Source organism: Paenibacillus naphthalenovorans (genome assembly GCF_001465255.1).
GTDB lineage: Bacteria > Bacillota > Bacilli > Paenibacillales > NBRC-103111 > Paenibacillus_G > Paenibacillus_G naphthalenovorans.
In genome coordinates this window covers 4592178-4617619 of the sequence record NZ_CP013652.1, presented here as the reverse complement: position 1 = coordinate 4617619, position 25442 = coordinate 4592178, and the positions used below count along the sequence as shown (strand labels likewise).

Annotated in this window: 26 protein-coding genes, 8 tRNA genes and 3 rRNA genes; 4 read left to right on the top strand and 33 right to left on the bottom strand. The window is 48.0% G+C overall.

The features are described from left to right. The 24 genes from IJ22_RS22780 to IJ22_RS22660 all read right to left on the bottom strand — a co-directional run bounded on the left by IJ22_RS22780 (window position 1) and on the right by IJ22_RS22660 (window position 16046). Window positions 1–450, bottom strand: a complete 450-nt coding sequence (locus IJ22_RS22780; protein WP_062410400.1) for a tripartite tricarboxylate transporter TctB family protein — start codon at window positions 448–450, stop codon at window positions 1–3. A 92-nt stretch (window positions 451–542) separates the two neighbouring features. Further along, complete coding sequence (locus tag IJ22_RS22775; RefSeq protein WP_054820104.1) at window positions 543–1562, bottom strand: tripartite tricarboxylate transporter substrate binding protein; 1020 nt, start codon at window positions 1560–1562, stop codon at window positions 543–545. A 27-nt stretch (window positions 1563–1589) separates the two neighbouring features. Beyond that, window positions 1590–2249, bottom strand: coding sequence for an RraA family protein (locus IJ22_RS22770; RefSeq protein WP_062410399.1), 660 nt, complete (start codon window positions 2247–2249; stop codon window positions 1590–1592). Window positions 2250–2285: 36 nt separating this feature from the next. After that, window positions 2286–2936, bottom strand: a complete 651-nt coding sequence (locus IJ22_RS22765; protein WP_054820101.1) for a GntR family transcriptional regulator — start codon at window positions 2934–2936, stop codon at window positions 2286–2288. Between the two features lie 90 nt (window positions 2937–3026). Then, window positions 3027–3383, bottom strand: a complete 357-nt coding sequence (locus IJ22_RS22760) for a Rieske (2Fe-2S) protein (protein ID WP_062410398.1) — start codon at window positions 3381–3383, stop codon at window positions 3027–3029. Continuing rightward, window positions 3380–4495: an amidohydrolase family protein gene (locus IJ22_RS22755; RefSeq protein WP_062410397.1), complete on the bottom strand. Its 1116-nt coding sequence runs from the start codon at window positions 4493–4495 to the stop codon at window positions 3380–3382. Before IJ22_RS22755 ends, IJ22_RS22760 begins: the two co-directional genes overlap by 4 nt. A 317-nt stretch (window positions 4496–4812) precedes the next feature. Then, the gene (locus tag IJ22_RS22750; RefSeq protein WP_062410396.1) at window positions 4813–5460 is read right to left on the bottom strand and encodes a GntR family transcriptional regulator; all 648 of its coding nucleotides are present in this window, start codon (window positions 5458–5460) and stop codon (window positions 4813–4815) included. Between the two features lie 138 nt (window positions 5461–5598). After that, window positions 5599–6594: a 2-dehydro-3-deoxygalactonokinase gene (locus IJ22_RS22745; RefSeq protein ID WP_062410395.1), complete on the bottom strand. Its 996-nt coding sequence runs from the start codon at window positions 6592–6594 to the stop codon at window positions 5599–5601. An 18-nt stretch (window positions 6595–6612) separates the two neighbouring features. After that, window positions 6613–7290 carry an RraA family protein gene (locus IJ22_RS22740; RefSeq protein WP_062410394.1) on the bottom strand — a complete coding sequence of 226 codons (678 nt, stop codon included), beginning with the start codon at window positions 7288–7290 and terminating at the stop codon, window positions 6613–6615. 178 nt (window positions 7291–7468) lie between these two features. Further along, window positions 7469–7954 carry a 2,4'-dihydroxyacetophenone dioxygenase family protein gene (locus tag IJ22_RS22735; RefSeq protein WP_054820296.1) on the bottom strand — a complete coding sequence of 162 codons (486 nt, stop codon included), beginning with the start codon at window positions 7952–7954 and terminating at the stop codon, window positions 7469–7471. 38 nt (window positions 7955–7992) lie between these two features. Continuing rightward, window positions 7993–8763: an SDR family NAD(P)-dependent oxidoreductase gene (locus tag IJ22_RS22730; protein ID WP_062410393.1), complete on the bottom strand. Its 771-nt coding sequence runs from the start codon at window positions 8761–8763 to the stop codon at window positions 7993–7995. Between the two features lie 375 nt (window positions 8764–9138). Further along, window positions 9139–9218: transfer RNA gene (locus IJ22_RS22725), tRNA-Leu, on the bottom strand. An 11-nt stretch (window positions 9219–9229) separates the two neighbouring features. Continuing rightward, window positions 9230–9302: transfer RNA gene (locus tag IJ22_RS22720), tRNA-Lys, on the bottom strand. A gap of 5 nt (window positions 9303–9307) precedes the next feature. Next, window positions 9308–9382: transfer RNA gene (locus IJ22_RS22715), tRNA-Gln, on the bottom strand. A gap of 20 nt (window positions 9383–9402) precedes the next feature. Further along, window positions 9403–9478 (bottom strand) — tRNA-Thr (locus IJ22_RS22710). A 6-nt stretch (window positions 9479–9484) separates the two neighbouring features. Beyond that, window positions 9485–9560: transfer RNA gene (locus tag IJ22_RS22705), tRNA-Val, on the bottom strand. A 6-nt stretch (window positions 9561–9566) separates the two neighbouring features. Beyond that, window positions 9567–9638, bottom strand: a tRNA-Glu gene (locus tag IJ22_RS22700). A 7-nt stretch (window positions 9639–9645) separates the two neighbouring features. Further along, window positions 9646–9721, bottom strand: a tRNA-Thr gene (locus tag IJ22_RS22695). Window positions 9722–9726: 5 nt separating this feature from the next. Continuing rightward, window positions 9727–9802: transfer RNA gene (locus tag IJ22_RS22690), tRNA-Asn, on the bottom strand. A 6-nt stretch (window positions 9803–9808) separates the two neighbouring features. Beyond that, window positions 9809–9925, bottom strand: a 5S ribosomal RNA gene (gene rrf / locus IJ22_RS22685). 98 nt (window positions 9926–10023) lie between these two features. Continuing rightward, window positions 10024–12942, bottom strand: a 23S ribosomal RNA gene (locus tag IJ22_RS22680). Window positions 12943–13166: 224 nt separating this feature from the next. Continuing rightward, window positions 13167–14717: ribosomal RNA gene (locus IJ22_RS22670) — 16S ribosomal RNA — on the bottom strand. Together the 16S, 23S and 5S rRNA genes with 8 tRNA genes alongside form the textbook arrangement of a ribosomal RNA operon. A 319-nt stretch (window positions 14718–15036) precedes the next feature. Next, window positions 15037–15255: a hypothetical protein gene (locus IJ22_RS22665; RefSeq protein WP_054818738.1), complete on the bottom strand. Its 219-nt coding sequence runs from the start codon at window positions 15253–15255 to the stop codon at window positions 15037–15039. Window positions 15256–15434: 179 nt separating this feature from the next. Beyond that, entirely contained in the window at window positions 15435–16046 is a 612-nt protein-coding gene (locus tag IJ22_RS22660) for a stage II sporulation protein M (protein WP_062410391.1), read from the bottom strand. A gap of 111 nt (window positions 16047–16157) precedes the next feature. Between IJ22_RS22660 and pdaB the strand changes: the two genes are divergently transcribed. Beyond that, a complete protein-coding gene (gene pdaB / locus IJ22_RS22655; RefSeq protein ID WP_062410390.1) occupies window positions 16158–16940 on the top strand; it encodes a polysaccharide deacetylase family sporulation protein PdaB in 783 nt (260 codons plus the stop codon). A 29-nt stretch (window positions 16941–16969) separates the two neighbouring features. Here pdaB and IJ22_RS22650 read toward each other — a convergent pair whose 3' ends face one another. Next, window positions 16970–17569 carry a KinB-signaling pathway activation protein gene (locus tag IJ22_RS22650; RefSeq protein ID WP_062410389.1) on the bottom strand — a complete coding sequence of 200 codons (600 nt, stop codon included), beginning with the start codon at window positions 17567–17569 and terminating at the stop codon, window positions 16970–16972. Window positions 17570–17705: 136 nt separating this feature from the next. Between IJ22_RS22650 and gerD the strand changes: the two genes are divergently transcribed. Continuing rightward, a complete protein-coding gene (gene gerD, locus IJ22_RS22645) occupies window positions 17706–18356 on the top strand; it encodes a spore germination lipoprotein GerD (protein WP_054818736.1) in 651 nt (216 codons plus the stop codon). Between the two features lie 26 nt (window positions 18357–18382). On the opposite strand, the gene IJ22_RS22640 is transcribed toward gerD, so the two are convergent. The 4 genes from IJ22_RS22640 to IJ22_RS22625 form a co-directional block, all read right to left on the bottom strand. Further along, window positions 18383–19498, bottom strand: a complete 1116-nt coding sequence (locus IJ22_RS22640; protein ID WP_062410388.1) for an Mrp/NBP35 family ATP-binding protein — start codon at window positions 19496–19498, stop codon at window positions 18383–18385. Window positions 19499–19553: 55 nt separating this feature from the next. Continuing rightward, window positions 19554–20312 carry an N-acetylmuramoyl-L-alanine amidase CwlD gene (gene cwlD, locus IJ22_RS22635; protein ID WP_062410387.1) on the bottom strand — a complete coding sequence of 253 codons (759 nt, stop codon included), beginning with the start codon at window positions 20310–20312 and terminating at the stop codon, window positions 19554–19556. A gap of 71 nt (window positions 20313–20383) precedes the next feature. After that, window positions 20384–21559 carry a sulfate adenylyltransferase gene (sat, locus tag IJ22_RS22630; RefSeq protein WP_062410386.1) on the bottom strand — a complete coding sequence of 392 codons (1176 nt, stop codon included), beginning with the start codon at window positions 21557–21559 and terminating at the stop codon, window positions 20384–20386. Window positions 21560–21593: 34 nt separating this feature from the next. Further along, window positions 21594–22286 carry a phosphoadenylyl-sulfate reductase gene (locus IJ22_RS22625; RefSeq protein ID WP_062410385.1) on the bottom strand — a complete coding sequence of 231 codons (693 nt, stop codon included), beginning with the start codon at window positions 22284–22286 and terminating at the stop codon, window positions 21594–21596. Between the two features lie 352 nt (window positions 22287–22638). Here IJ22_RS22625 and IJ22_RS27090 point away from each other — a divergent pair, with 352 nt between their 5' ends. Together IJ22_RS27090 and IJ22_RS27085 are read left to right on the top strand one after the other, a co-directional pair. Then, window positions 22639–22857, top strand: a complete 219-nt coding sequence (locus IJ22_RS27090) for a hypothetical protein (protein ID WP_335338478.1) — start codon at window positions 22639–22641, stop codon at window positions 22855–22857. Then, a complete protein-coding gene (locus IJ22_RS27085) occupies window positions 22845–23153 on the top strand; it encodes a hypothetical protein (RefSeq protein ID WP_062410384.1) in 309 nt (102 codons plus the stop codon). Before IJ22_RS27090 ends, IJ22_RS27085 begins: the two co-directional genes overlap by 13 nt. Window positions 23154–23184: 31 nt before the next feature. Here IJ22_RS27085 and rpsI read toward each other — a convergent pair whose 3' ends face one another. From rpsI to rplQ, 4 genes are all read right to left on the bottom strand, one after another. Beyond that, complete coding sequence (rpsI, locus tag IJ22_RS22615) at window positions 23185–23577, bottom strand: 30S ribosomal protein S9 (RefSeq protein WP_062410383.1); 393 nt, start codon at window positions 23575–23577, stop codon at window positions 23185–23187. An 18-nt stretch (window positions 23578–23595) separates the two neighbouring features. Beyond that, entirely contained in the window at window positions 23596–24033 is a 438-nt protein-coding gene (gene rplM, locus IJ22_RS22610; RefSeq protein WP_054818733.1) for a 50S ribosomal protein L13, read from the bottom strand. A 146-nt stretch (window positions 24034–24179) separates the two neighbouring features. Beyond that, window positions 24180–24956, bottom strand: coding sequence for a tRNA pseudouridine(38-40) synthase TruA (truA, locus tag IJ22_RS22605; RefSeq protein WP_062410382.1), 777 nt, complete (start codon window positions 24954–24956; stop codon window positions 24180–24182). Between the two features lie 106 nt (window positions 24957–25062). Then, complete coding sequence (gene rplQ, locus IJ22_RS22600; protein WP_054818732.1) at window positions 25063–25428, bottom strand: 50S ribosomal protein L17; 366 nt, start codon at window positions 25426–25428, stop codon at window positions 25063–25065. Window positions 25429–25442 lie beyond the last annotated feature (14 nt).

Here is a 25442-nt window from a genome sequence, read left to right as displayed (position 1 = left end):
TTACCATCCGAGTGCGTTCACAGGCAGTGGAACACCCAACAGCGTATAAAACACATAAAAAACAAATAGTGAAGTGACAATCGAAATGCCTAGTGCCGAATACCACTTATATTCCCGAACCAAAGAGATAAACAATAACACGACAGCAGAAATGACAAACCCCGTAAAATCTACAATGACAATAAATACGAGCAAGGAACCTAATGCAACAAGCACACTGGCTAAAGGCCTTCCTTTTGGTAAAATTTCCGAAAAATAAATCACGCTTTTCTTAATCGATTCCCACAGATACAAAATAGAGAGCACGATTAAAGCGATGCATATCCATCTTGGAAGAAAACCAGGCCCAGGGCCCGCAGGAGTATAATAAGGATAAGATAAAGACTGCCAAAACATAAATCCTGAAAATCCGAGCAGAAGTAAAGCCGCCCACATACCCGCGTTTTTCAATCTTACACACCCTTTCTCAAAAGTACAGGGTCAAAGCATTCGAAAGGGGCGGGAGAATTGACCAGATCATGCTCCGCCCCCATTCCTCATGATTATTTCTTTTGCTTGTTCACTACCTGTACAATGGCATCCAATGCTACCGTATCCTTCTTAATCATTTCCTGGAATTCTGCTGAATTTAAATAATCAATAAACAGATTTTGTTTATTCATGAATTCAACAAACTTTTGATCCTTCACTGCTTTGCCAAGCGCTTCTTCCAACACTTTTACAACTTCATCCGGCGTATCTTTAGGTACGGCAATCCCGCGGTAAGTTCCGGCCCAATCGACATTAATTCCTTTTTCCTTTACAGTCGGCACATCCTTGAAGAATCCTTCAAGCCGCTTGTCGTTCATTACTGCGAGCGGGCGTAAATCTCCACTTTCGATTTGGGATTTGACTTCGCCCGGGTTGTAAATTCCGAATTCAGCTCTGCCGCCCAATACCTCGACAATCGCCTGGGCCGAACCTTGGAAAGGAATCGTAATAAAATCCAAATTGGCAGCTTCGGCAAATGGAATACCATATAAGCTAGGTGTAGAGGATGAAGCGAAATTTAATTTTCCAGGGTTGGCTTTGATATCGTTAATCAGGTCCTCAAACGTTTTGTATTTCGATTTGGAGGAGACGACAATCATGGCGGGGTCTCTGTTAATGTTCCCTACAAACTTGAAATCGGTCGTTTTAAATGGCGCAAGACCGAGCAGCGGATTCGAGACAATCTCCCGTGTCGCCATGACCATTTTGTACCCGTCGGCCTTGGCTTGAGCGACTTCATTCATTCCGACTGAACCGGATCCGCCGGTCTTATTGACAACCACGACATCTTGTCCAAGCAAAGGCTTCAGTGCTTCGGCTATAGCACGGCCCACCAGATCCGTTCCTCCGCCGGCAGCGAAAGGTACGATAAGCTCGATCGGCTTTGTAGGGAACTTCACAGCTTCTTTTTTAGGTGTTTCCGCTGCATCGGATCCCCCTGCTGGCGTAGATGCTTGATTGCCACAGGCTGAAGCCAGTATTGTCGCTCCAAGAAGTAATCCAACCGTTCCAAGTTTCATTGTTTTGTTCATCGTATATCCCCCTAGTTTTCATTTGTTTTATAAAATACCATAGGTTTGAAACACTTCTGAAACTTTCATGCCTTCACGAATTTTGTCGCGAACCAGATTTTCTCCGCTGACTTTATCCAGCGCCTGCTCTATGACCAGCTTTTCTATTGCCTTTGGAATCACGACAACGCCATCCATATCGCCAAAAATGAGATCTCCCGGCTGAACGGTAACTCCGCCGCATTCGATCGTAACGTCGTACTCGATCACTTCATTTCGCCCCAGGGAATCGGTAGGCCGAAATCCTATAGAAAATACGGGGAATCCTAATTCCAGAATTTTTTTGGCGTCTCTGACCATCCCGTCGATGATGGCTCCTCTGCCGCCGGCAACCTGTGTCGCTGTTGACATCAGTTCTCCAAAAAAGGCTGAGCGTTTAGAGCCGTTGACCGCTCCTACAAAAATCTCGCCCGGTTGAATCGCATCCAGAACCTGAATCTGTTTCTCATAAGGCTTTTCCGGAATCCGGTGCACATCAGCCACCTGCACCGTTTTGGCTCGTCCCACGATAACCATATCCGGAGTCAGCGGCCGAATATCCGGATGCATGGTCTGATTTCTGTAGCCGTGAGCATCCAGGATATCAGAAATAACGGCGGAGTACAGCTTTTCTTGCAGCGTATCATAATACTGCTGGGATTCTGGCAATCCTTCTCACTCCTTTATCCGATTTTATTGGACAACTCATTTTTTCGTCCGCCACCATACTTTGATATGATCGCTAAAGATGGCTTCCGCTTCATGAACGTCGCCGTTTTCCAGAGAACGGAGAAGCGGAATATGGCTGTCTGCAACCGCTTCCAAGTTAGGGAAATAGATTTGCGTCGCAACCGCTATGAATCTCTTGATTTGAACATGGATCTGATTCCATTGCTGAGACAGGACTTCATTGCCGCAGCGTTCGTAGAACAAACCATGAAAGCGCATGTCATATTCGATCAATCGGAATACATCATCCTCTTGGGCACACCTTTTCATTTCCGAATACAATCGGTTCAAATAATCGATGTCGCTTGATTTCAATGTTGGCAGCGCTCTCTTTACGGCAAAGCCTTCAATCAGCTCCCGCATTTCATAGATGTCCTCGATTTTCTTCTGCGTAATATCGGATACGAATGAACCTTTGTTATGCTTGCTGATGAGCAAGCCTTCTTGTTTCAGCCGTTCCATGGCCTCTCTGACCGGAGCTTGACTTATCCCTAGAGAATTGGCGATATCTAAAACGACCAACCGGAAACCGGGATAAAGTTCTCCCTTTAAGAGCGCTTGTCTTAAAGACAGATAAACGCGTTCACTGAGTGAATCCCCTTCCGGATCCAATTTAAGCGTTATCATGTTTCAGCTCCCAGAATCCCATACTATATGACCCATAAATTTATAGTTATCGAGAGAATTAACGAGAATGATGATCAGCTAAAAACACCATTAATCCACATGTACCCATACTCTGTTATTTTCAACCGATACCTCGTACACTTTCACTCTGTACCGGTCCGGGTCGACCAGCGCCTTCCCCGTCTTCACGTCAAACTCCCATGCATGCCAGGGACAGGTCAGAATCTCGCCTTCTCTTCCGTAAATGTATTCATGCGGCCTGGATTCCAGCGTCGTTCCCGTGAACTTCCCTTTACACAGCTCGACCTGCTGGTGAGGACACACATTGCGGATCGCATAATATTCTTTGCCGTTATAGTATACGCCGATGCTTTTTCCCGCAATCGTTACAATCTTGCATGCTCCGGCTTCAAGCTCTTCTACTCCGACGGCATCATACTTCGTCATTTCGCTACACCTCCTGCCAGCAAGCCTCTTTCCTGCAGCTGATACATCTCGGCGGCGTTCTCATACGCTACCCGCCGGCGCATCTCTTCAGGCAGCTTGTTCAGCACGAATAATGGAGCGTCGTTGTCCCAGTGCGGATAGTCCGTCGAGAACATTACCGTTTTTTCGGCTCGCATCAATTGGAGCATTTGAACCAGTTCCCTGTTGTCCGGCTCTTCGATCGGCTGGGTCGTCAAGCGGACATGCTTCAAAATATATTCGCTCGGCTTGTACTTCAACCACGGCACTTCGCTGCGCATCGCACGGAAGTTTTTGTCCATCCGCCACATCAGATGCGGCAGCCATCCCAAGCCGCCCTCGATGAAAGCCACCTTCAACGTCGGGAACGTTTCGAAAACGCCTTCACAAACAAGGCTGTTCAACTGCGACATGTGGTGGATCGCCAGGATGTTGTGGCGCTCAAAGTTCGTCGTCGGGTACCCTGCTGCCGTTGTCGGCGGGTTGATGCCGTCTCCTTCCCCGCCGCCGTGAATCCCGATCACCAGGTTGTTGCGTACCGCCGCTTCGTAGATCGGATAGTAGCGTCGCTGTCCGTAAGGCTCGCGTGATCCGGACGTCATAAGCACTTGAACTACTCTCGGATGCGACCCCAGACGATCGATTTCTTTGGCGGCGAGCAGCGGGTCTTGCGTTGCGATGACAATCGACCCCAACCAGCGCTCATCGCTTGGAAGCCACGTATCCATCGTGTAGTCGTTGAATGCGGAGGCCAGCGCCGCGGCGTAATCCGGATTGTTGTGCGCCGAGATGGACAACAGGTTGCCTGTCAGAATCGCTCTTTCTATATTGTAGCGATCCAGTAAATCGGCCTTCGCGAATTCGGGGTCGGAGCCCGGAGGAAGTCCGTTGCCGGGTGCTGCATCGCTGCGTTCCAAGGGGATCGGACGGTACAAGAGAAAAGGCAATGTCGCATTGTGGGCCTTCAATCGATCCCACCATACCCGCGGCATATAAGGCTTCAAATCGTCATAGCTTTTGACACACTGATGCACATCGCAATCGATAATCCCGTGATTGAACTTAGAAGCTTTCTTCGTCGCAGACGCTTCCATACGTCTCAACCTCCTGTTGTTTGCATGCCGAGAAACCGTTTTATTGTAAACGATTCCATTTTGGGCAATCAGGAATCTAATATCTAATATATTAGATTCTGTCGATATTTCAAATTATAACACATATCACAAATCTGTCAAACTTTTTTTGTTCCATTTTTAACTTCAATTTTGAGAAAAAAGAACCGGTTTTATATGAGGCAAATCGGAACATGCTCCAAGCACGCCCCCTGCGAACCGGAGGATGAATCATGATCATACTGGATAAGGAAACGTGATCGTACGATCCCTGCTTGAAATTCGTCCTCCTTGCTCCATCACGAATAATCCTCAATGGTATGATGCTTAATCTCGTCGATATGCACATCCATTAGATGTATGGCTTCTTCGATGTTTGAATCGAACAAAGCCTGCAAAATCTTCTTGTGCATTTCGTTCGCCTGCCGAGGTCTGTCCGAATTTTTGGTAATAATGACCCCATACCATTTAATCTTTAATTCCAATGTGCTCATAATCGAGACCAGCAATTGGTTATTGGAATGTTGAATAATCGTGCGATGAAGATTCCTGTCGGCTTCAAAAAAGGGTTTCATATCCCCTTTCCGGATGGATTCCTCAGCTCTGTCCGCTTCATCGATCAGTAATTGAATTTGAGCTTTTGACATGGTGCGTGCCGCAATGGTAAGGGCTTTGAGTTCCAAAGCTTTTCTTACATCATACAAATCTTCAATATCCTTTACATTAGGCAGATTGACATAAGATCCCGAACGCGGTTTGACATCAATAAGCCCGTCCTGCTTTAGTCTATTGATGGCATCCCGCAGCGGTGTTCGACTTACCCCAAGCTCCTTGATAATATCTTCATAAATGATTTTGGACCCCGGCTTCAATTCATTATTTAGTATCTTATCCCTTAAGTAAACATATACACGCTCATGCAGGTTGCTGTTATCAAATATGATCAAGTTATCACCCTCTAGTCAAGGTGCATGTTCCGTTTATCGAAACATACACCCGTTATCTTTATGATTTCTAAGTGCCATTTTACATCTAGCAACGTAAATTGTAAATTCTGCTCCTGTGCAAAATGTTCATTGACCTGATCAAGTAATTAACCCGCCATATTCCGCAACACGAAGTACACCGTATCCTGCCAAATGATGCATCGTTTGAGAATCTACAGGAATGACCTCTCCCTCGTATTTCTCCACGCTGAAAAGCAGCGCGAGAGTATCCCTTACGATCTCTTTTCCAGCTATATAAACTGGTATTTTCTGCGAAGCAAAGATCGCCTGATGATTAAGAATGGCCCGAAGATCTTCGGCAAAAACTACCCCCATCAGCATATTGGCTTTCTCGTTCACACTAAGTTCTGAGAATTGGTCCAATACACGTATGGAAAATGCTGCCCGACCAAGGCCCGCTTGTTTAGCCCGCTGATATCCTTCAATCACCCGATCCGGAAGCAGAGCAGCTGCATAAGATTTATTAACTGCATTGGCTATGATCGTATGATTCGATATAGCCATAAGCAGTTCACCCGTAAGCGTCGTAAGACTTTCCGTTATCCGTTTTTGAGCATCCAGGAAAACAAATTTCGTATGCGATCCAGGTAAAATAAAAAGCGCCGGTCCGGTTACATTTAGTTTTTCCACCAATGCAAAGGTTTCAACCTCCTCTCCCCGCATAATATCAGTAACACGATCCTCTGTTGTGTCAGATGAATTCGAAATGCTTTTAACTCCGGGGACAAACCAGATATCCTTATCCACGATTTCAGGAAACCGTTTGCAAACCATATGTTTTGAAAGCAGATCCATCCCTGCAGGTGCGGGAATATGCGGCACTTCCACCAGCCCAACATTGGATGTGATCATCCCCGACGCGGCAATGATATCTACATCGCTTACATCCAGATTGTTGGCTTGTAACAGCTTGTTAATCAATTCACCGATCGTTGTTTTCAATGCTTCGTTACTGCCGTTAAGTACGGTATTTCTCACTCCCGTTTCAGCCGTTGCCGAGTCCACGGCATCATACGCCTTCCATAAAACTACACGGGTATTGGTTGTTCCCGTATCAATCGTTATTCTAAACATCAGCAACCAACCTTTACGTTAAATTCTCCCGAATTTTCGAAGTAACTCTTCCACAGTCGCTCCTTTCAGTATCTCTTCTCTGGTCGCTATTTCCTTGTCAGCCTGCTCACGCGCCAAAGCATATACCTCTTCCAACCGGTCATAAGGGACGACAGCAACGCCGATCTCGTCGGCTACAATCAAATCGCCAGGGTGAACAATGACACCGCCGCAGCTTATGGGAACATTAATTTCGATCGGCTCTTTTCTACCGGAATACGCCGTGTGTGCGGCTCTTGGACTGGAAACCTTCGCGGTAATGGGAAAATCGAGCATTCTGGATTCATCCGTATCTCGGCAGCTGCCGTCAATGACCGCACCTGCCACACCCGCGTTTCGTGCCAGGCCGGACATCAATCCTCCCCATATGGAGGTTTCAGTTTCCCCAAAAGCATCAATGACGATCACATCGCCCGGTTTTACAACCTCAAATACTTCCAGGCAATCGACAATATCGCCGGCGGTTAATTTGACCGTAATGGCAGGTCCAATGATTTTCTTATTTGCCGCTTTCGGTTTCATATCATGCCTCATGACCTGATTGCGCTGCATCGCATCTCCGACCACACAGGATAACGATAACACATCGGCCATATCACGAAAAGGTTTAATTTTTGCTTCATCAATTTGCGGCCTTGGATTAATTATTTTCTTCATTAGTAGTTCCCCATCCTTCATTTTACAATTGTTGTACAAGAACCCGATCTAAAGCGTGTATATGGCTTGAAAAACAAAAGTACCCATCGCAACGAGCCGATAGATACTTTTGCTTTTAACTTGCATGCCGCTGATCACGGCTTTTCCGATAATTCAAGCATTCGAGGCTCGGGTCGATTTAGTACAGCAAGTTGATTTCCGGAATATTGTGTTTTTGACAGTATTCTTTGTAAAGCTTCAATTTCGTAAACACATCGTCTTGATAATATACTTGATCTTCATCATCCAAATATTGAATCGTTCCTTCCAATATGAAGAGCGTGATCATTTCTTCCTCTCCATCAACGACAAGCGTGTGAATGTCGCCCGGCGGCTCATAAACGAATGTACCTGGCTTAGCGACCCACGTTCTTTCCAAATACCTCCATTGGCCCTGGATGGTATAGGCCATGACCTGCCCGCCGGTATGACGATGACGGTTTACTATTCCGCCTGGCAATACTCTCAATAAGTTAATCCAACGTCCGGTAGACAAATCAAAACGAACCGGTTTAAACCATACACGATCGGTTTGGGGAACCCAAGGGATCTCGTTAATATCAATGGCCTGATCCGGTAATCCAACCATTTTTGTAAAGTCATTTAAAGTTTGTGTTTGTGTCATTTTTTCTTTCCTCCATTTGTTTATTATTTATAAAAATATTAGGCAGGCGGGAATAAAGATGGATCTCCGGCGAGGAGTCCGCCGTCTACAGGAAGAACGGCACCCGTAATAAAGCTTGCGTCCTTGGAGCTCAAAAAATCGATTGCAGCAGCAACCTCTTGCGGTAACCCAAAACGTCTTTGCGGGGTTCTCGAAAGAATTCTGTCCTTAAATACGGGATCCCTCGTTGCGCCGGATGACAATGGTGTCTCGATATAACCAGGACTTACAGCGTTGACGCGAATATTATATTCAGCCCAATCCACCGCCAAGCATTTCGTAATTTGAACGATTCCTCCTTTCGAGGCAGCGTACGACAGCAAATTCTTGCTTCCGTAATGGGCAAGCATCGAAGCAAAATTAACAATGGCACCGCCTCCGCCTTGAGCCATATAAGGTTGAACCGCTTGGCACATGTAAACGGTTCCATTTAAGTTAACATTGAGGACACCTTTAAGCTCCTGGTCTGTTACCTTTACATTGGGTGAGCGTCTGATGATTCCCGCCGCATTGATCAGAATATGAATACTGCCCAATGCTTTAACGACTTTCTCTGCGACTACTCTGGCACCCTCTTGATCAGATACGTCGGCCGGGAAGAAATGAACATCATAGCCTTCAGCTCTTAATCTGTTTTTCTGCGCTTCTCCGCTTTCCACTGCAATATCGACGATCGCCACGGTCAAGCCTTTTTCGGCAAATCGCTGAACAACGGATAATCCAAGTCCTGACGAACCGCCAGTTACGATGGCCACTTGATTTGAGCCCATGTTTACACTCCCATCCTGTTGTATTTGATTATTCGTTTCCCTTAGTATTCCTTATCAGAGGCTTTGATTTGGCAGCACTACTCCAAGATCCCCGTCAAATTTCTACCAAAGAGGTTTACTGTCTTCAACTAATATCTAATATATTAGTTTGTTTCTATATTTCACATTATAACATACTTATGCCATCTGTCAATTTCTTTTTGATACCTTATACCGTATGAGCCACGTCAAGTCCTCATTCCCTTCTGGGCATAGTGCAGAAAGTCTGTGGATACGGATGTAGCAAGGAGATTGTCAAGGGGCAGCAGCGGCGTTCTTGAGAACAATATAAAAAGACCCTTGGAAGTTTTGTTCCAAGGGTCTTTATGTTTCGGATGCGCGTAGAGGGACTTGAACCCCCACGGTCTCCCGCCAGATCCTAAGTCTGGTGCGTCTGCCAATTCCGCCATACGCGCGTTTTACAACGTGAGCCATGTAGGACTCGAACCTACGACACCCTGATTAAAAGTCAGGTGCTCTACCAACTGAGCTAATGGCTCATAAATGGCTGGGGATCTAGGATTCGAACCTAGGCATGACGGAGTCAAAGTCCGTTGCCTTACCGCTTGGCTAATCCCCAATATGTAGATCATTCATCTCTGGTGCCGCCGAGAGGACTTGAACCCCCAACCTACTGATTACAAGTCAGTTGCTCTACCAATTGAGCTACAGCGGCATATGATGGTGGAGGCTGACGGGATCGAACCGCCGACCCTCTGCTTGTAAGGCAGATGCTCTCCCAGCTGAGCTAAGCCTCCACGGGATGACCCGTAGGGGATTCGAACCCCTGTTACCTCCGTGAAAGGGAGGTGTCTTAACCCCTTGACCAACGGGCCCTATGTATGGAGCTTCCAACCGGGATCGAACCGGTGACCTCATCCTTACCATGGATGCACTCTACCTACTGAGCTATGGAAGCAAGTTTGGCTCCCCGAACAGGACTCGAACCTGTGACAACTCGATTAACAGTCGAGTGCTCTACCAACTGAGCTATCAGGGAATATTCGCTTGGCGACGTTCTACTCTCCCGGGACCCTGCGGTCCAAGTACCATCGACGCTGGAAGGCTTAACGGTCGTGTTCGGTATGGGTACGCGTGGTTCCCTTCCGCCATCATCACCAAACGAAGTGTTTTGCTTTAGCAAAACTGGCATTGCAACTTCAAGGCTTGCGCCCTGAAAACTGGATCGAAACCAAGCCGCTGATCATCTTCATGTGCTTTTTGGATAAGCCCTCGACCGATTAGTATTCGTCAGCTCCACACGTTGCCGTGCTTCCACCCCGAACCTATCTACCTCGTCGTCTACAAGGGGTCTTACGTACTGGGAAATCTCATCTTGAGGGGGGCTTCACGCTTAGATGCTTTCAGCGCTTATCCCTTCCGTACTTGGCTATCCAGCCGTGCCTCTGGCGAGACAACTGGTACACCAGCGGTACGTCCATCCCGGTCCTCTCGTACTAAGGACAGCTCCTCTCAAATTTCCTGCGCCCGCGACAGATAGGGACCGAACTGTCTCACGACGTTCTGAACCCAGCTCGCGTACCGCTTTAATGGGCGAACAGCCCAACCCTTGGGACCTACTTCAGCCCCAGGATGCGATGAGCCGACATCGAGGTGCCAAACCTCCCCGTCGATGTGGACTCTTGGGGGAGATAAGCCTGTTATCCCCAGGGTAGCTTTTATCCGTTGAGCGATGGCCCTTCCATTCGGTACCACCGGATCACTAAGCCCGACTTTCGTCCCTGCTCGACCTGTTTGTCTCGCAGTCAAGCTCCCTTTTGCCTTTGCACTCTGCGAATGATTTCCAACCATTCTGAGGGAACCTTGGGGCGCCTCCGTTACGCTTTAGGAGGCGACCGCCCCAGTCAAACTGCCCACCTGACACTGTCCCCATACCCGCTTAGGGCACCAGGTTAGAACTCCGATACGATCAGGGTGGTATCCCAACGTCGCCTCCACACAAGCTGGCGCTCATGCTTCCCTGGCTCCCACCTATCCTGTACAGATCGTACCAAAGTCCAATATCAAGCTGCAGTAAAGCTCCATGGGGTCTTTCCGTCTTGTCGCGGGTAACCTGCATCTTCACAGGTATTAAAATTTCACCGGATCTCTCGTCGAGACAGCGCCCAAGTCGTTACGCCATTCGTGCGGGTCAGAATTTACCTGACAAGGAATTTCGCTACCTTAGGACCGTTATAGTTACGGCCGCCGTTTACTGGGGCTTCGGTTCACAGCTTCGGTCTTACCCTAACCGCTCCCCTTAACCTTCCAGCACCGGGCAGGCGTCAGCCCGTATACTTCGCCTTGCGGCTTCGCACAGACCTGTGTTTTTGCTAAACAGTCGCTTGGGCCTTTTCACTGCGGCCCCCTCGGGCTATTCACCCTACCGGGGCACCCCTTCTCCCGAAGTTACGGGGTCATTTTGCCGAGTTCCTTAACGAGAGTTCTTCCGCGCGCCTTAGCATCCTCTGCTCGCCTACCTGTGTCGGTTTGCGGTACGGGCACCTTCTCCCTGGCTAGAGGCTTTTCTTGGCAGCCTGAACTCATGACCTTCGGTACTCCAATTTTCCCTCCCCATCACAGCCCAGCCTTTCGATGTGCGGATTTGCCTGCACACCAGCCTCACTGCTTGGACGAGCATCCATCAGCTCGCGTCACTATCCTTCTGCGTCACCCCATCGCTCATAACGGTTCACGGTGGTACAGGAATTTCAACCTGTTGTCCTTCGACTACGCCTTTCGGCCTCGCCTTAGGTCCCGACTTACCCTGAGTGGACGAACCTTCCTCAGGAACCCTTAGGCTTTCGGCGGATCAGATTCTCACTGATCTTTTCGTTACTCATACCGGCATTCTCACTTGTAACCGCTCCAGCTGTCCTCACGATCAACCTTCAACGCTGTTACAACGCTCCCCTACCCCAGATATTTTCATATCTAGCCATAGCTTCGGTGGTGTGTTTAGCCCCGTTACATTTTCGGCGCAGAGTCACTCGACCAGTGAGCTATTACGCACTCTTTGAATGGTGGCTGCTTCTAAGCCAACATCCTGGTTGTCTGCGCAACTCCACATCCTTTCCCACTTAACACACACTTGGGGACCTTAGCTGATGATCTGGGCTGTTTCCCTCTTGACAATGGATCTTAGCACTCACTGTCTGACTCCCGGGTTAACGTCTGTGGCATTCAGAGTTTGACTGGACTTGGTAACCCTTGGCGGGCCCCGCACCCAATCAGTGCTTTACCTCCACGACGCATCTCCCGAGGCTAGCCCTAAAGCTATTTCGGGGAGAACCAGCTATCTCCGAGTTCGATTGGAATTTCTCCGCTACCCCCACCTCATCCCCGAATTTTTCAACATTCGTGGGTTCGGGCCTCCAGTGCGTGTTACCGCACCTTCACCCTGGACAGGGGTAGATCACACGGTTTCGGGTCTACGCCTGCAAACTCATTCGCCCTATTCAGACTCGCTTTCGCTGCGGCTTCGGCTTCTCACCTTAACCTCGCTTGCAAACGTAACTCGCCGGTTCATTCTACAAAAGGCACGCCATCACCCTTTAACGGGCTCTGACTTCTTGTAAGCACACGGTTTCAGGTTCTCTTTCACTCCGCTCCCGCGGTTCTTTTCACCTTTCCCTCACGGTACTGCTTCACTATCGGTCGCCAGGGAGTATTTAGCCTTGGCAGATGGTCCTGCCGGATTCCCACGAGGTTTCACGTGTCTCGCGGTACTCGGGATCCGTCTAGGGCTTTCGCAGAATTTCGGCTACAGGGCTGTTACCTTCTCCGGCCGGCCTTTCCAGACCGCTTCACCTACTCTGCTCAACCCACGTTGACGTCCCACAACCCCAGGGGGCTTGCCCCCTGGTTTGGGCTAATCCGCTTTCGCTCGCCGCTACTGACGGAATCACTTTTGTTTTCTTTTCCTGAGGGTACTTAGATGTTTCAGTTCCCCTCGTCTGCCTCCAATGCAGCTATGTATTCACTGCATGGTACGTATCTATTACGATACGCAGGTTTCCCCATTCGGACATCCCCGGATCAAAGCCTGCTTACGGCTCCCCGAGGCATTTCGTCGTTCGCCACGTCCTTCATCGGCTCCTAGCGCCTAGGCATCCTCCGTGTGCTCTTATTAGCTTAACCAATTTGGTTATTCGGTACCGACACTTACGTATCGGCTGCTGACGATTTTCTTACAAAAATCGCAGCGGGATGATTCAGCATTTTGCTTTGTTTCGATATCCAGTTTTCAAGGAACAAACGGTTTTGAAAGGCATTGCACCTTTCAAAACTGAACACGAGTGAGTGCCGTTGCAACTTACGTTGCAGATTTGTCCGCTGACCTACCGTCAGCATGGACTCCATAGAAAGGAGGTGATCCAGCCGCACCTTCCGATACGGCTACCTTGTTACGACTTCACCCCAATCATCTACCCCACCTTCGGCGGCTGGCTCCTTGCGGTTACCCCACCGACTTCGGGTGTTGTAAACTCTCGTGGTGTGACGGGCGGTGTGTACAAGACCCGGGAACGTATTCACCGCGGCATGCTGATCCGCGATTACTAGCAATTCCGACTTCATGCAGGCGAGTTGCAGCCTGCAATCCGAACTGAGACCGGCTTATAAGGATTCGCTCCGGATCGCTCCTTCGCTTCCCGTTGTACCGGCCATTGTAGTACGTGTGTAGCCCAGGTCATAAGGGGCATGATGATTTGACGTCATCCCCACCTTCCTCCGGTTTGTCACCGGCAGTCAACTTAGAGTGCCCAACTTAATGCTGGCAACTAAGCTCAAGGGTTGCGCTCGTTGCGGGACTTAACCCAACATCTCACGACACGAGCTGACGACAACCATGCACCACCTGTCTCCTCTGTCCCGAAGGAAAGGTACATCTCTGTACCGGTCAGAGGGATGTCAAGACCTGGTAAGGTTCTTCGCGTTGCTTCGAATTAAACCACATACTCCACTGCTTGTGCGGGTCCCCGTCAATTCCTTTGAGTTTCACTCTTGCGAGCGTACTCCCCAGGCGGAGTGCTTATTGTGTTGACTTCGGCACCAAGGGTATCGAAACCCCTAACACCTAGCACTCATCGTTTACGGCGTGGACTACCAGGGTATCTAATCCTGTTTGCTCCCCACGCTTTCGCGCCTCAGCGTCAGTTACAGTCCAGAAAGCCGCCTTCGCCACTGGTGTTCCTCCACATCTCTACGCATTTCACCGCTACACGTGGAATTCCGCTTTCCTCTCCTGCACTCAAGCCACCCAGTTTTCGGTGCGATCCGGGGTTGAGCCCCGGGCTTATACACCAAACTTAAGCGGCCGCCTGCGCGCGCTTTACGCCCAATAATTCCGGACAACGCTTGCCCCCTACGTATTACCGCGGCTGCTGGCACGTAGTTAGCCGGGGCTTTCTTCTCAAGTACCGTCACCCTCAGGGCAGTGACTCCCCAAGGCGTTCTTCCTTGGCAACAGAGCTTTACGATCCGAAAACCTTCTTCACTCACGCGGCGTTGCTCCGTCAGACTTGCGTCCATTGCGGAAGATTCCCTACTGCTGCCTCCCGTAGGAGTCTGGGCCGTGTCTCAGTCCCAGTGTGGCCGATCACCCTCTCAGGTCGGCTACGCATCGTCGCCTTGGTGAGCCGTTACCCCACCAACTAGCTAATGCGCCGCAGGCCCATCTGTAAGCCACAGCTTGCACCGTGTTTCTTGATCCCTCCATGCGGAGAAACCACCTATCCGGTCTTAGCTACCGTTTCCGGTAGTTATCCCGGTCTTACAGGCAGGTTGCCTACGTGTTACTCACCCGTCCGCCGCTCCAGGAGGTCTCCCCTAAGGGAGAACCCCTAGCGCTCGACTTGCATGTATTAGGCACGCCGCCAGCGTTCGTCCTGAGCCAGGATCAAACTCTCCAATAAAGAAAAGCTGATTAGCTCATCATCTACTACTGGCGAGAATCTTTCGATTCTCTATCTTTACACTCACTCGTTGTTCAGTTTTCAAAGGGCAATTTCACGAATAAAACCTTGCTGTACAAGCCTTTTAAAGCTTGTCGTTTATTGTCACCTCGTTTAGCGGCGACTTTTATAATATAACACATTCACCTATCCGATTGCAAGCTTTTTTATTTTTTTGTTGGAACAGCTTGTTCGGTATAACGAGAACGAGTAATAAAATATCACATCTCATCCTCTGAAGTCAAGTCATTTGATACCTATTTTATGATTACATACGATTTTAATGATACATGCGATTCCTGGCGTACTTCGAAATTTCTTTAGGAGAGGCTAATCGCGCATACATACGAAAGATTACTTTATATCTGGATTCAATCGCTTTTTTAATATCCGTATCGATTCTTTGATCATTCAAATCAAAAAGCATTTCGTCCAGTTCCTTACGCAGAACATAATTCAACTCTTTGCATTCCCGTTCATTGAATAAGAAGCCCAACATGCGGCAGCGTTAACCCCTCTCGACTTAAAATTCAGGAAACACAAACAAGACGGCAGCAGAAGTACGCAATGAACCTGAAAGGCCGGACTCCCACTGCATACCGTGATCTTCAAAACATCTTGCTCGTTTTATTGTTATGCACAGTTTTTGGAATATTTATGAGCGGACACACATTGTATTTATACCTGTACAAGCCACAACGTGAATGTACTTTCGATTAATGCGGCGACGAACAAGACAATAACAAGCATCACGCTAATCGGAACTAACGCTTTGACGAATGCACGAAGTTGTTCTCTTGCTTGCAGGGAACGTGAAGGACTGAAGATCGACAGGAACATTTTGAGCAACAGCATTCCAAGCCGGAGCCCTAAAGCACATGCAATAATAATAGCGGGAAGCTCCAAAATCCCGTGCGGAACAATCGCCTTGATTACAAAGAGCCAGGATTCTTTTTGTCCCGCCGCTACAGCTACATAGCCGAGTACAAGTCCATTTACAATCAGAAAAAATAAAGGGAATATTCCAAAAAGTACGCCCATGACTATGACAAGCAGCGATTTGGATGCATTATTCCAAAAGATCAACCAAAACAACGACCACTGCTGATTCGGTTTCTCCGCTAACGTGTCTGTAATTCGTTTCAACGCTTCCAATTGAGTGTTAATAAAGGCTTGAAATTGTTCCGAGTACAAAGCACCCATCAGCATCCCTGCCAGAAACACCAGAACGGAAGCTATAAAATAATGCTTCATTAATTTTAATTGTTCTATGGCATGATTCCATTTCATCTGTGATCCCTCCGTATTTAAGCATAAGTTATTGGTACGAGCATACATTGTTACTAATACTTGATTAAACAAGCCTTTTCGATTCGAGGATGAGCAAAGGAGGCCAAGCATGTGAATTATTTTTATGTCTTCAGCGGCAAAAAGATAAAACAAGCGCTGATCATTACGGTTGCGAGCCTGTTCGCTGCCGGTATTATTTACTCGGAAAGCGAGAATGTTTCCGTGTTTTCACAAAAGCCATCCGCCGTGTACAGCGTAGTAACCGACAAAAAAGTCGTGGCGCTGACCTTCGATATTAGTTGGGGGGATAAACGGACCGAGCCTATTCTCAAAATACTGGAAGATAAAGGTGTTAAGAACGCCACTTTCTTCCTGTCTTCACCATGGAGCAAGGAACATCCGGAAATTGTCAATAAAATTGTGAAAGGCGGTTGGGAAATTGGCAGCCACGGGCATAAACACGTCAATTACAGCAGTTTGAACGATGAAGAGATCCGTGCACAAATTCGAACGGCACACCAGATATTGAGTGAAGTCACCGGCACCTCTCCTCAGCTGATTCGATTGCCGAACGGCGATTTCGATAAGCGCGTGCTCCGAATTGCTGAAGAATTGAACTATTCTGTCGTCCAGTGGGATACCGATTCCATGGATTGGCAAAATCCAGGGGTAAACAACATCATCAACCGCGTAGTAAGCAAAGCTCATCCGGGAGATATCATACTGCTGCATGCCAGCGATTCCTCAAAGCAAACTCATGAGGCCCTACCGGTTATTATTGACCAGCTTCGAGAAAAGGGCTTTGAATTTGTCACGGTCAGCCAGCTCATGAAACTGGCGCAAGTGGATAACAAGCCACCGGTAGAGGATACCCTCCTGAAGCAAATTCATTAAAATAAAACTTACAAATAACATAAGAGCCGTTATAGCGGCTCTTTATTTGTTTGCAGTACTTTGGATAAAATTAAAATTTGCCATGCATTGCATGCAAACAGCGGAACCAACATAAATACCGTGGAGGCGGGATTATCCAAGCGAAGCGACGGAATGGCTTCAATCGCCGTGACCGCTATCATGAAAAACAACGTGGGAATCCAAGCGCTTTGATTCGTAAGCCTTGCCTTCCACCAAGATACAATCACTGAGGCGATTGTAAGAATGACAGGGAACACCAAGTATCCCACCCATGCCGATTGCCCATCGCTTTGCGCATACCGCAAATACACCAAATCAAACAGTACAATCACAATGATGATGACTTGAAGCATATCCCAAGTCCATTTGCGGCGAAACATTCCCATAAACAGGTAGCGAATAATAAGATATGCAAAAAAGCCCATCTGGCTAAGAACGCTGATCGTAGAACCGCCAAGAAACATGGTTAACATACTGAATCCGATTTCTTTGCCGCCAAGAGCCACTTGCTGATCCGAAAATTGCAAAACAAGCCCTGTGACGATGGCAGTGACCGCTCCAACCAAAAGAGTGGTCCAAAACAGGTAAAACCATTTTCTTATTGTCACAACCGTTACCCTCCAATATGTCATCTCAACAGTTAATTGTACCAACCTTCACAATAAAAAGCTAACGACAATTGTGTTAATCCCGCCATCCGTTACAAATACTATGGCTAAAATAATAAGAAAGGAGCCCTGACTAATGATCGCTCGATGGATCCGTGTAGTTCCCGTTCTTTTGATCGTCGGCGTCTTAACGGCTTGCGGTTCCGAGATTCAAGCTTCATCCGGCAACGGCGGTGCTACCTATAAGGATACCAAATCCATGGTACTCGACATACTGAAGACCGAAGACGGTCGAAAGGCTATTCAGGAAGCTACAATTCAACAGAACAGCAAGCTTCAAATCCTTTCTGCAGGCGATACACAGCAATTGCAATTGGCTGTGAAAGATGTACTGGTCGATACGGAGAATAGCCAGTTTCTTCAAAAAATGATCACCGATCCAAGATTTGCCGGACAGTTTGCAAAAGCCATCGAAAAGAATATGAAGCAGCTTCAAAAAGATCTAATGAAGGATCCGGAATATCAAAAACAAATGATGGATGCCATGAAAAGCCCCGATTTTGAGAATTTGCTGCTGGAAACCATAAAAAGTACACCCTATCGAACTCAAATGAAAGCCGTCATTCAAGAGTCTCTTCAAAGTCCCTTGTTCCGTCTGGAATTGATGAATTTAATGAAAAAGGTTCTTCAGGAAGAATCTGCCCCTAAGCAAGGACAACAATCCTCAGGAGGCGGTGGAGGAAATAGCGATGGAGGAAGTCAACAGGGCGGTCAGCAAGGAAGCTAAAAAATGAAATAAAGACAGGCCTTGGTTTAGGCCTGTCTTGTTCCTTCTAACTGACGAATCACTTGCTCTGCCACATCTTTGTAGATTTGCCCGGTTTCGGTATCCGCTTTGTAAACCGAAGGCGAATAATCCGGCTCCGATACATGATTATCCGGTACGCCGAGCGGGATTTGGGCAAGGAGGCTTGTATGCAGCTCCTCTGCAAGTTTCGCTCCGCCGCCACGGCCGAACACATAATCCTTATTTCCGCATTGACTGCAGGCATAATACGACATATTCTCAACCACACCGAGGATTTCATGATTGGTGTGAAGAGCCATCGCTCCTGCTCTGGCTGCTACGAATGCGGCAGTGGCATGAGGTGTTGTAACGATGATTTCTTTACTGTGAGGAATCATCTGGTGAACATCAAGAGCAACGTCTCCCGTACCTGGCGGCAAGTCGAGAAGAATATAATCCAGCTCTCCCCAATCGACCTCGCTAAAAAAGTTGCGAAGCATCTTGCCAAGCATTGGCCCGCGCCATATGACCGGCGTATTCTCTTCCACAAAGAAGCCCATCGAAATGACTTTCACCCCGAAACGCTCAACTGGAGCAATACGGTTCTCCACAGCCTGAGGCCGCTCTTCGATTCCCATCATGTCAGGGACACTGAAGCCGTAGATATCGGCATCCACCAACCCGACCTTCTTGCCAAGTCTCGCTAATGCAACAGCCAGGTTCACCGTAACGGTCGATTTGCCAACACCGCCTTTACCGCTTGCAACGGCGATAAATTTCACACCCGATTGCGGGTCCAACACGTTCACGCCAGCCTTGGCAGCACCGGGAGCGGCCGCTTGCGACCCAGCCGCAACGCCCGTCTGCTGAACTTTGCGTGCCGCTTCGCTGCGTTCGAAATCGGAAAGCGGACGAAAACGGAGGTGCACCTGCTCCGTACCGATTTTTTTGAAAGCCGCCGTAATTTCTTGCTGCAGCCGCTGCTTATTTTCATCACTTTCATTGGAAAGCAAGACCGTAGCGGACACATGGTTTCCCTTGATCATGACATCTCGGACAAAATTCAAATCGGCTAAACTTATGCCATATTCAGGATCCTTCAACTGGCTCAATGAAGCCAGCAACTGTTCTTTGGTTACCACATCGTCACCTCGGCCGTTAATTATGATGTACGTTATTGCTTATTATACCACAAAATCAATCCGATCCCACTTTTTCCCCGGAATAGTAGCGCAGTATCCCTTGATAGATGGCGGCAGCCACTTTTTTCTGATACGCCGGATCTCTCAACAAAGCCGCTTCCGCAGGGTTGGACAAGAACCCCACCTCCACTAAAGCACTGGGCATCTGGAGTGTTTTCAGTAAATAAATCTCTTTATCTGCTTGCTTCGCCACCCGATCGGTATTCTTCAAGTTTTTCTTCATTTCGTCTTGAATTAAGGCAGCCAATGCAGCATTATCCCTATGATTCGGGTAAAAAAACGTTTGCGCACCTGACCATTTGGCCGACGGTATGCTGTTTAAGTGAATGCTTAAAAATAAGTCCGTCTTTGACTGTGAGATGAACTCCGCCCGTTTCAACAGGTCCTCCGTTTTGCGGCGGCTGTAGCCTCTGGTCGACGGATCCGCCAAATCCCTGTCATCCTCGCGTGTCATCACGACCAGCGCTCCCGCCTGCTGCAAATAATCCCGCAAATACTTGGCGATGGCCAGATTCACGTCCTTTTCATCCAGTCCGTCTTTACTGCGGGCTCCCCCATCCGGTCCGCCGTGCCCTGCATCCAAAGCTATGATCTTACCTGAAAGAGGCATTGTCCAGTAGGTCCATGTTTTGGTCGAAGGAAGCTCATATGTCAACATGAATAGCATAAGAGCGACCAATATGGCGGACATGACAATTTTGATTCCGCTGTGCATGGTCAGCCAGATCACAACCCTCTTTCTTCTTCGGAACATGAAAAATCCACCTCGCATCCCATAGACTCACTTTCATCTTATGGGACGAGGTGGACAATTAGACCAGCCGCTTATACCTGATATTCAGGCTCTTTCATACCTTCTATGAGCACTTCGGCCACTTCCGGACGGGTGAATTGCGGGGGAGGGCATTGACCTTCGCGCAGCAGCGCACGTACTTTTGTTCCCGACAAATGAAGGTGGTCTTCCTTGCCGTGCGGGCAAGTTTTGCTCGAGGCCATATTGCCGCATTTGGTGCAGAAAAAGCTGTGTTCGAAGAACAATGGTGTAATGCCGAGCTCTTCAGCCGTGAAGTTGCTGAAAATTTCCTGCGCTTCATAAGTACCGTAATAATCACCTACACCTGCATGATCGCGCCCTACGATGAAATGCGTGCAGCCGTAGTTTTTGCGGACTATCGCATGGAAAATGGCTTCACGAGGTCCCGCATAACGCATAGCGGCAGGGAACACGCCCAAAAAGACACGATCCTTCGGATAGTAGTTGTCAAGCAGTACAAGGTAACTGCGCATCCGTACGTCAGCCGAAATATCATCAGATTTGGTTTCGCCGACAAGAGGATTCAAGAACAGCGCATCCACGATTTCCATCGCGCTTTTTTGGATATATTCGTGGGCACGGTGAACCGGATTACGCGTTTGAAAGCCTACTACCGTCTTCCATCCCTTGTCAGAAAAGATTTTGCGAGTCTCAGCCGGATCAAAATAAAACTCCTCGAACTTCTCCGGCTTTGGACGGTTTAGAACCTGTACGGGTCCTCCGACATAAGTGGCAGGCTTCGTATACAGCTTTTGCACGCCCGGATGCTCCGTATCGTCGGTTTTAAAAACCTTGACGGCTTCATGCTTCTGGTCTACCTGATAGATGCTCTCCACTCGGATAATGCCGTAAATGACGCCATCCTTCTCTCCAACAAGCGCGGCCTCCTGGCCTAGCTCCAGATCTTTCGCGACCTCATCTTCAACACCCAGTGTAATCGGCAGGCTCCATACCGTTCCGTCTGCGAGCCTCATTCGTTCTACGACGGAATGGTAATCCTGTTTACCCATAAACCCTGTCAATGGGGAAAATGCGCCTACGCCGATCAAATCCAGATCTGAAATCGTCCACGCATTGATTCTTAGTGGAAACAAGTCTTTGGCATGCTCCAGCAGTCGATCTCTTTGCTCTCCCTCTACAATACGGTTAATTAATGTTCCTCCGTGCGGCCGAATGGTTTCTCCCATTTTTTACGTTCCTCCTATGTCCGAGAATTCTGTTTTATTTATGAAGTCCGCATTCCGTCTTCTCAAAGCCCGCCCAGCGACCAGCTCTCGGGTCTTCACCTGGTGCTACCGGACGTGTGCAGTGCTCGCATCCGATACTTGGGTAGTTGCGGTCATGCAGCGGGTTATAAATAATATTGTTGTTCCGGATATAATTCCATACATCCTCGGATGTCCAGCTTGCCAGCGGGTTGAATTTGACCAGTCCGAACTTCACATCGTACTCTACTTTTTTGGCGTTGGCACGTGTAGGAGCTTGATCACGGCGAATTCCCGTAATCCATGCATCATAATTTTTAAGTATATCGGTGAGCGGATCCACCTTACGAATATTGCAGCATTGCGTCGGATCGTTCTTCCACAATTCTTCACCGTATTGCTGCGCTTGCTCTTCCAGGGTGAGCTTTGGAAGTACTTGTACAAATTCTACGCCATAACGCTGCTGCAGACGGTCACGGGTGTCATACGTTTCTTTAAAATGCACATTCGTATCAAGATAGAAAATATCGGTTTTCGGACTAATCTTTTGGAGCAGGTCGACAAGTACGACATCTTCCGCCCCGAAACTACAGGCAAGCGTAATATTCGGGAATCTTTCCACCGCAAAGGCTAAAAGTTCCTCAGGGCTCTTGTTCTCATATTCTTCAGCGGCTTGACGAATGAGTTCTTCTTTTTCAAATAAATTCATAATATAAGTACCTCCTATAAAATAATTCCGAGTATGTTAATGCGCTTTATTGTATTTGAATTTTATTATAACTCTTCATGACTTTTTGTCAAATTAAATTTTTCTTTACGATGGGCGTTTATCCTATTTTATTGCCTTATGACCTTTTCGGTGAAAAGAAGTTTGAGCCCATTGGTTGATTCAAGTACATTTAGAAGAGATTTCTATACTGGGAGGTATGATACGACTTGTCTTATGAAACCGTTGATTCTCTGGAGAAGTATTGGAGCTGGAGTTTTTGGGAGCCTAATCTGCTGCTTGAATCGCTGCTGCTCTCTTTCCCAGATATGCGTTGTTTATTATCGCCGTCCTTATGTGTCTAAGTAATGTAGGTTTGGAAGTAGGCCCCATTATTGTCGGTGCCGGGGTGATCGGATTGGCCGTAGGCTTCCGTGCCCAGACTTTGGTGAAGGACTTGATTACCGGGTTTTTATTATTTTTGAGGACCAATCAGACTCGGCGGTCATTGAAAAAGCCGTTCATGCTATTTCGACACGCCTTATCGCAACGATGCCGCAGATGTTCCTGTTAGATGACAAAGGTCAGGCCGTTGAGCAGCCGCAGCTATATGGTATTCCGGATGTAGAAAATAATGCTCTTGGAGCTAAATATACCGTTACAAGCTTGGTTAAAGACGATCACTATTGGACGGCATGCAAGGAGATCCGAAAGGCTCTCGTCAATGAATTGAAATTGTCCGGCATTCACATCTCCTATCCACGCCGCGTAGAGCGTAAAGATTGGGACTACGAGCCGAAACACAATCCGTCAACCGTCCACGACCGGGTTAACCGGATATTTATCATCATACAAAAAACCTCTCCGTGAAATGGAGAGGTTTTTCTTACAACGTTAAATATTAACGTTTCGAGAATTGAGGAGCGCGACGAGCAGCTTTCAAGCCGTATTTCTTACGCTCTTTCATCCGTGGGTCACGAGTCAGGAAGCCGGCTTTTTTCAAAGTACCGCGATATTCGGGGTCCACTTTGAGCAGAGCGCGGGAAATACCGTGACGGATGGCTCCGGCTTGTCCGGAAATACCGCCGCCATGCGCCAATACCAATACATCATACTTGTTCAACGTATCCGTGAGGTTCAGAGGCTGCTTTACGATCAGTTTCAAAGTCTCCAAACCAAAGTAATCGTCCAAATTACGCTTATTAATAATGATACGGCCTTCACCCGGTACCAAGCGTACGCGTGCTACCGAATGCTTACGACGGCCGGTGCCATAATATTGTACTTGTGCCACAAGACAGTCCTCCCTTTATTAACCGCGAAGTTCCCAAACTTCAGGTTGTTGTGCTTGATGCGGATGCTCCGAACCGGCATATACTTTAAGCTTCAGCTTAATACGGTTGCCCAAACGATTCTTCGGAAGCATACCGTGAATTGCCAATTCCAGCATACGCTCCGGTTTGTTCTTCAGCATATCTCCAGCGGTGGTTACTTTCAAACCGCCTGGATACAAGGAGTGACGGTAGTACTTTTTATTTTGCAGTTTCTTACCTGTCAGGTTGATTTTCTCTGCATTGATGATAATGACGAAATCGCCGGTGTCAACATGCGGAGTGAATTGAGGCTTATGCTTGCCGCGCAGGATACTTGCCGCTTCGCTGGCCAGACGTCCAAGCGTCTTGTCCGTAGCGTCGATGATGTACCATTTGCGTTCAACTTCATTTGGCTTCGCCATATATGTGGTACGCATGAAATGTTCCTCCTAAATCTATCTTCATCACATTCGTTTTAATGTTCATAGGTTTAATAGTCGGATGGTCGTTTGCATGACCCGGGGCCGTGGGTTAGCCAGTCAAGAAACACCATTAGATATTCTACTACATTTAGCTGCAGTAATCAAGGCCGCAATGGCTCTTCACCATAAAAAACTTTCCATAACATCAAACCGTGCGGCATTGCAGTGGGTCCTGCCAATGAACGATCTTTGGCCTCCAGAATGCTTCGAATCTCAGAGCTTGACCGTTTGCCTTCTCCGATATCGATGAGCGTTCCTACGATAATTCGTACCATGTTGTACAAAAAACCATTACCGGTCAAATAGATATGCATAGCGAATGACTGCAGCTCCGTATCCATCGGCTCACATTCGATCCAGGCATCATAAATCGTCCTGACATGGCTTTGAGCCACCGTTTTAGTTGAACAAAAAGAAGTAAAATCATGTTCCCCTATCAACTGCTTTAAGCCGTCACGCATCGATTCGACACAGAGGGGGGCCGGATGATGTACCTCAAAGTGACTCCTGAATATATCGATATATTTGCCGCAGCGTATCGTATATCGATATGTCTTTCGCTTTGCCGATTTCCTGGCGTGAAACCCATCCTCTACCTGCTTTGCATCCCATACAAGGATATCCCGCGGAAGCCATGAATTCATCGCAAGGCAAAAGCGTTCAACGGGTATGCGGGAATGAGTATGGAAATTAATGACTTGACCCTTTGCATGAACCCCTGCATCCGTCCGGCCTGATGCGATAATTTTCAGTTCCTCGCCTGTCAATCGCAGCAATGCATGCTCAAGCTGGTCCTGAACCGTATTTTTCCCCGGCTGCGTTTGAAATCCATTGTACGCGGTACCGTCATAGCTGACGGTCATGCAAATGTTCCTCACGGCCAAGCCTCCCGTGCGTATTTCCGTTCACCGTTACCTGACTACAAAAAAAAGGGTTTCATCAGAATCCTAAGATCCCGTCCACCCTTTCCCATCCTTTTTTCTCTTAAGCCCGGTCTACAAGTTCCAAGTAAACCATCGGTGCTGCATCGCCGCGGCGAGGTCCCAGCTTCAAAATGCGGGTATACCCACCTTGACGTTCTGCGTAGCGAGGAGCCAAATCGGAGAAAAGCTTCTGAATGGCATCTTGATTGTCGTTCGCTGCTTCACGGCGAACGAAAGCAGCTACTTGACGACGCGCATGCAGATCTCCGCGCTTGGCCAAAGTGATCAGCTTCTCTGCGATCGAACGAAGTTCTTTCGCTTTCGCTTCCGTCGTTTGAATACGTTCATGTATGAATAAGTCGGTTACCAGGTCACGAAACAAAGCTTTACGCGCACTGGAGTCACGACCCAACTTTTGGTATGCCATGTGTGCAACCTCCT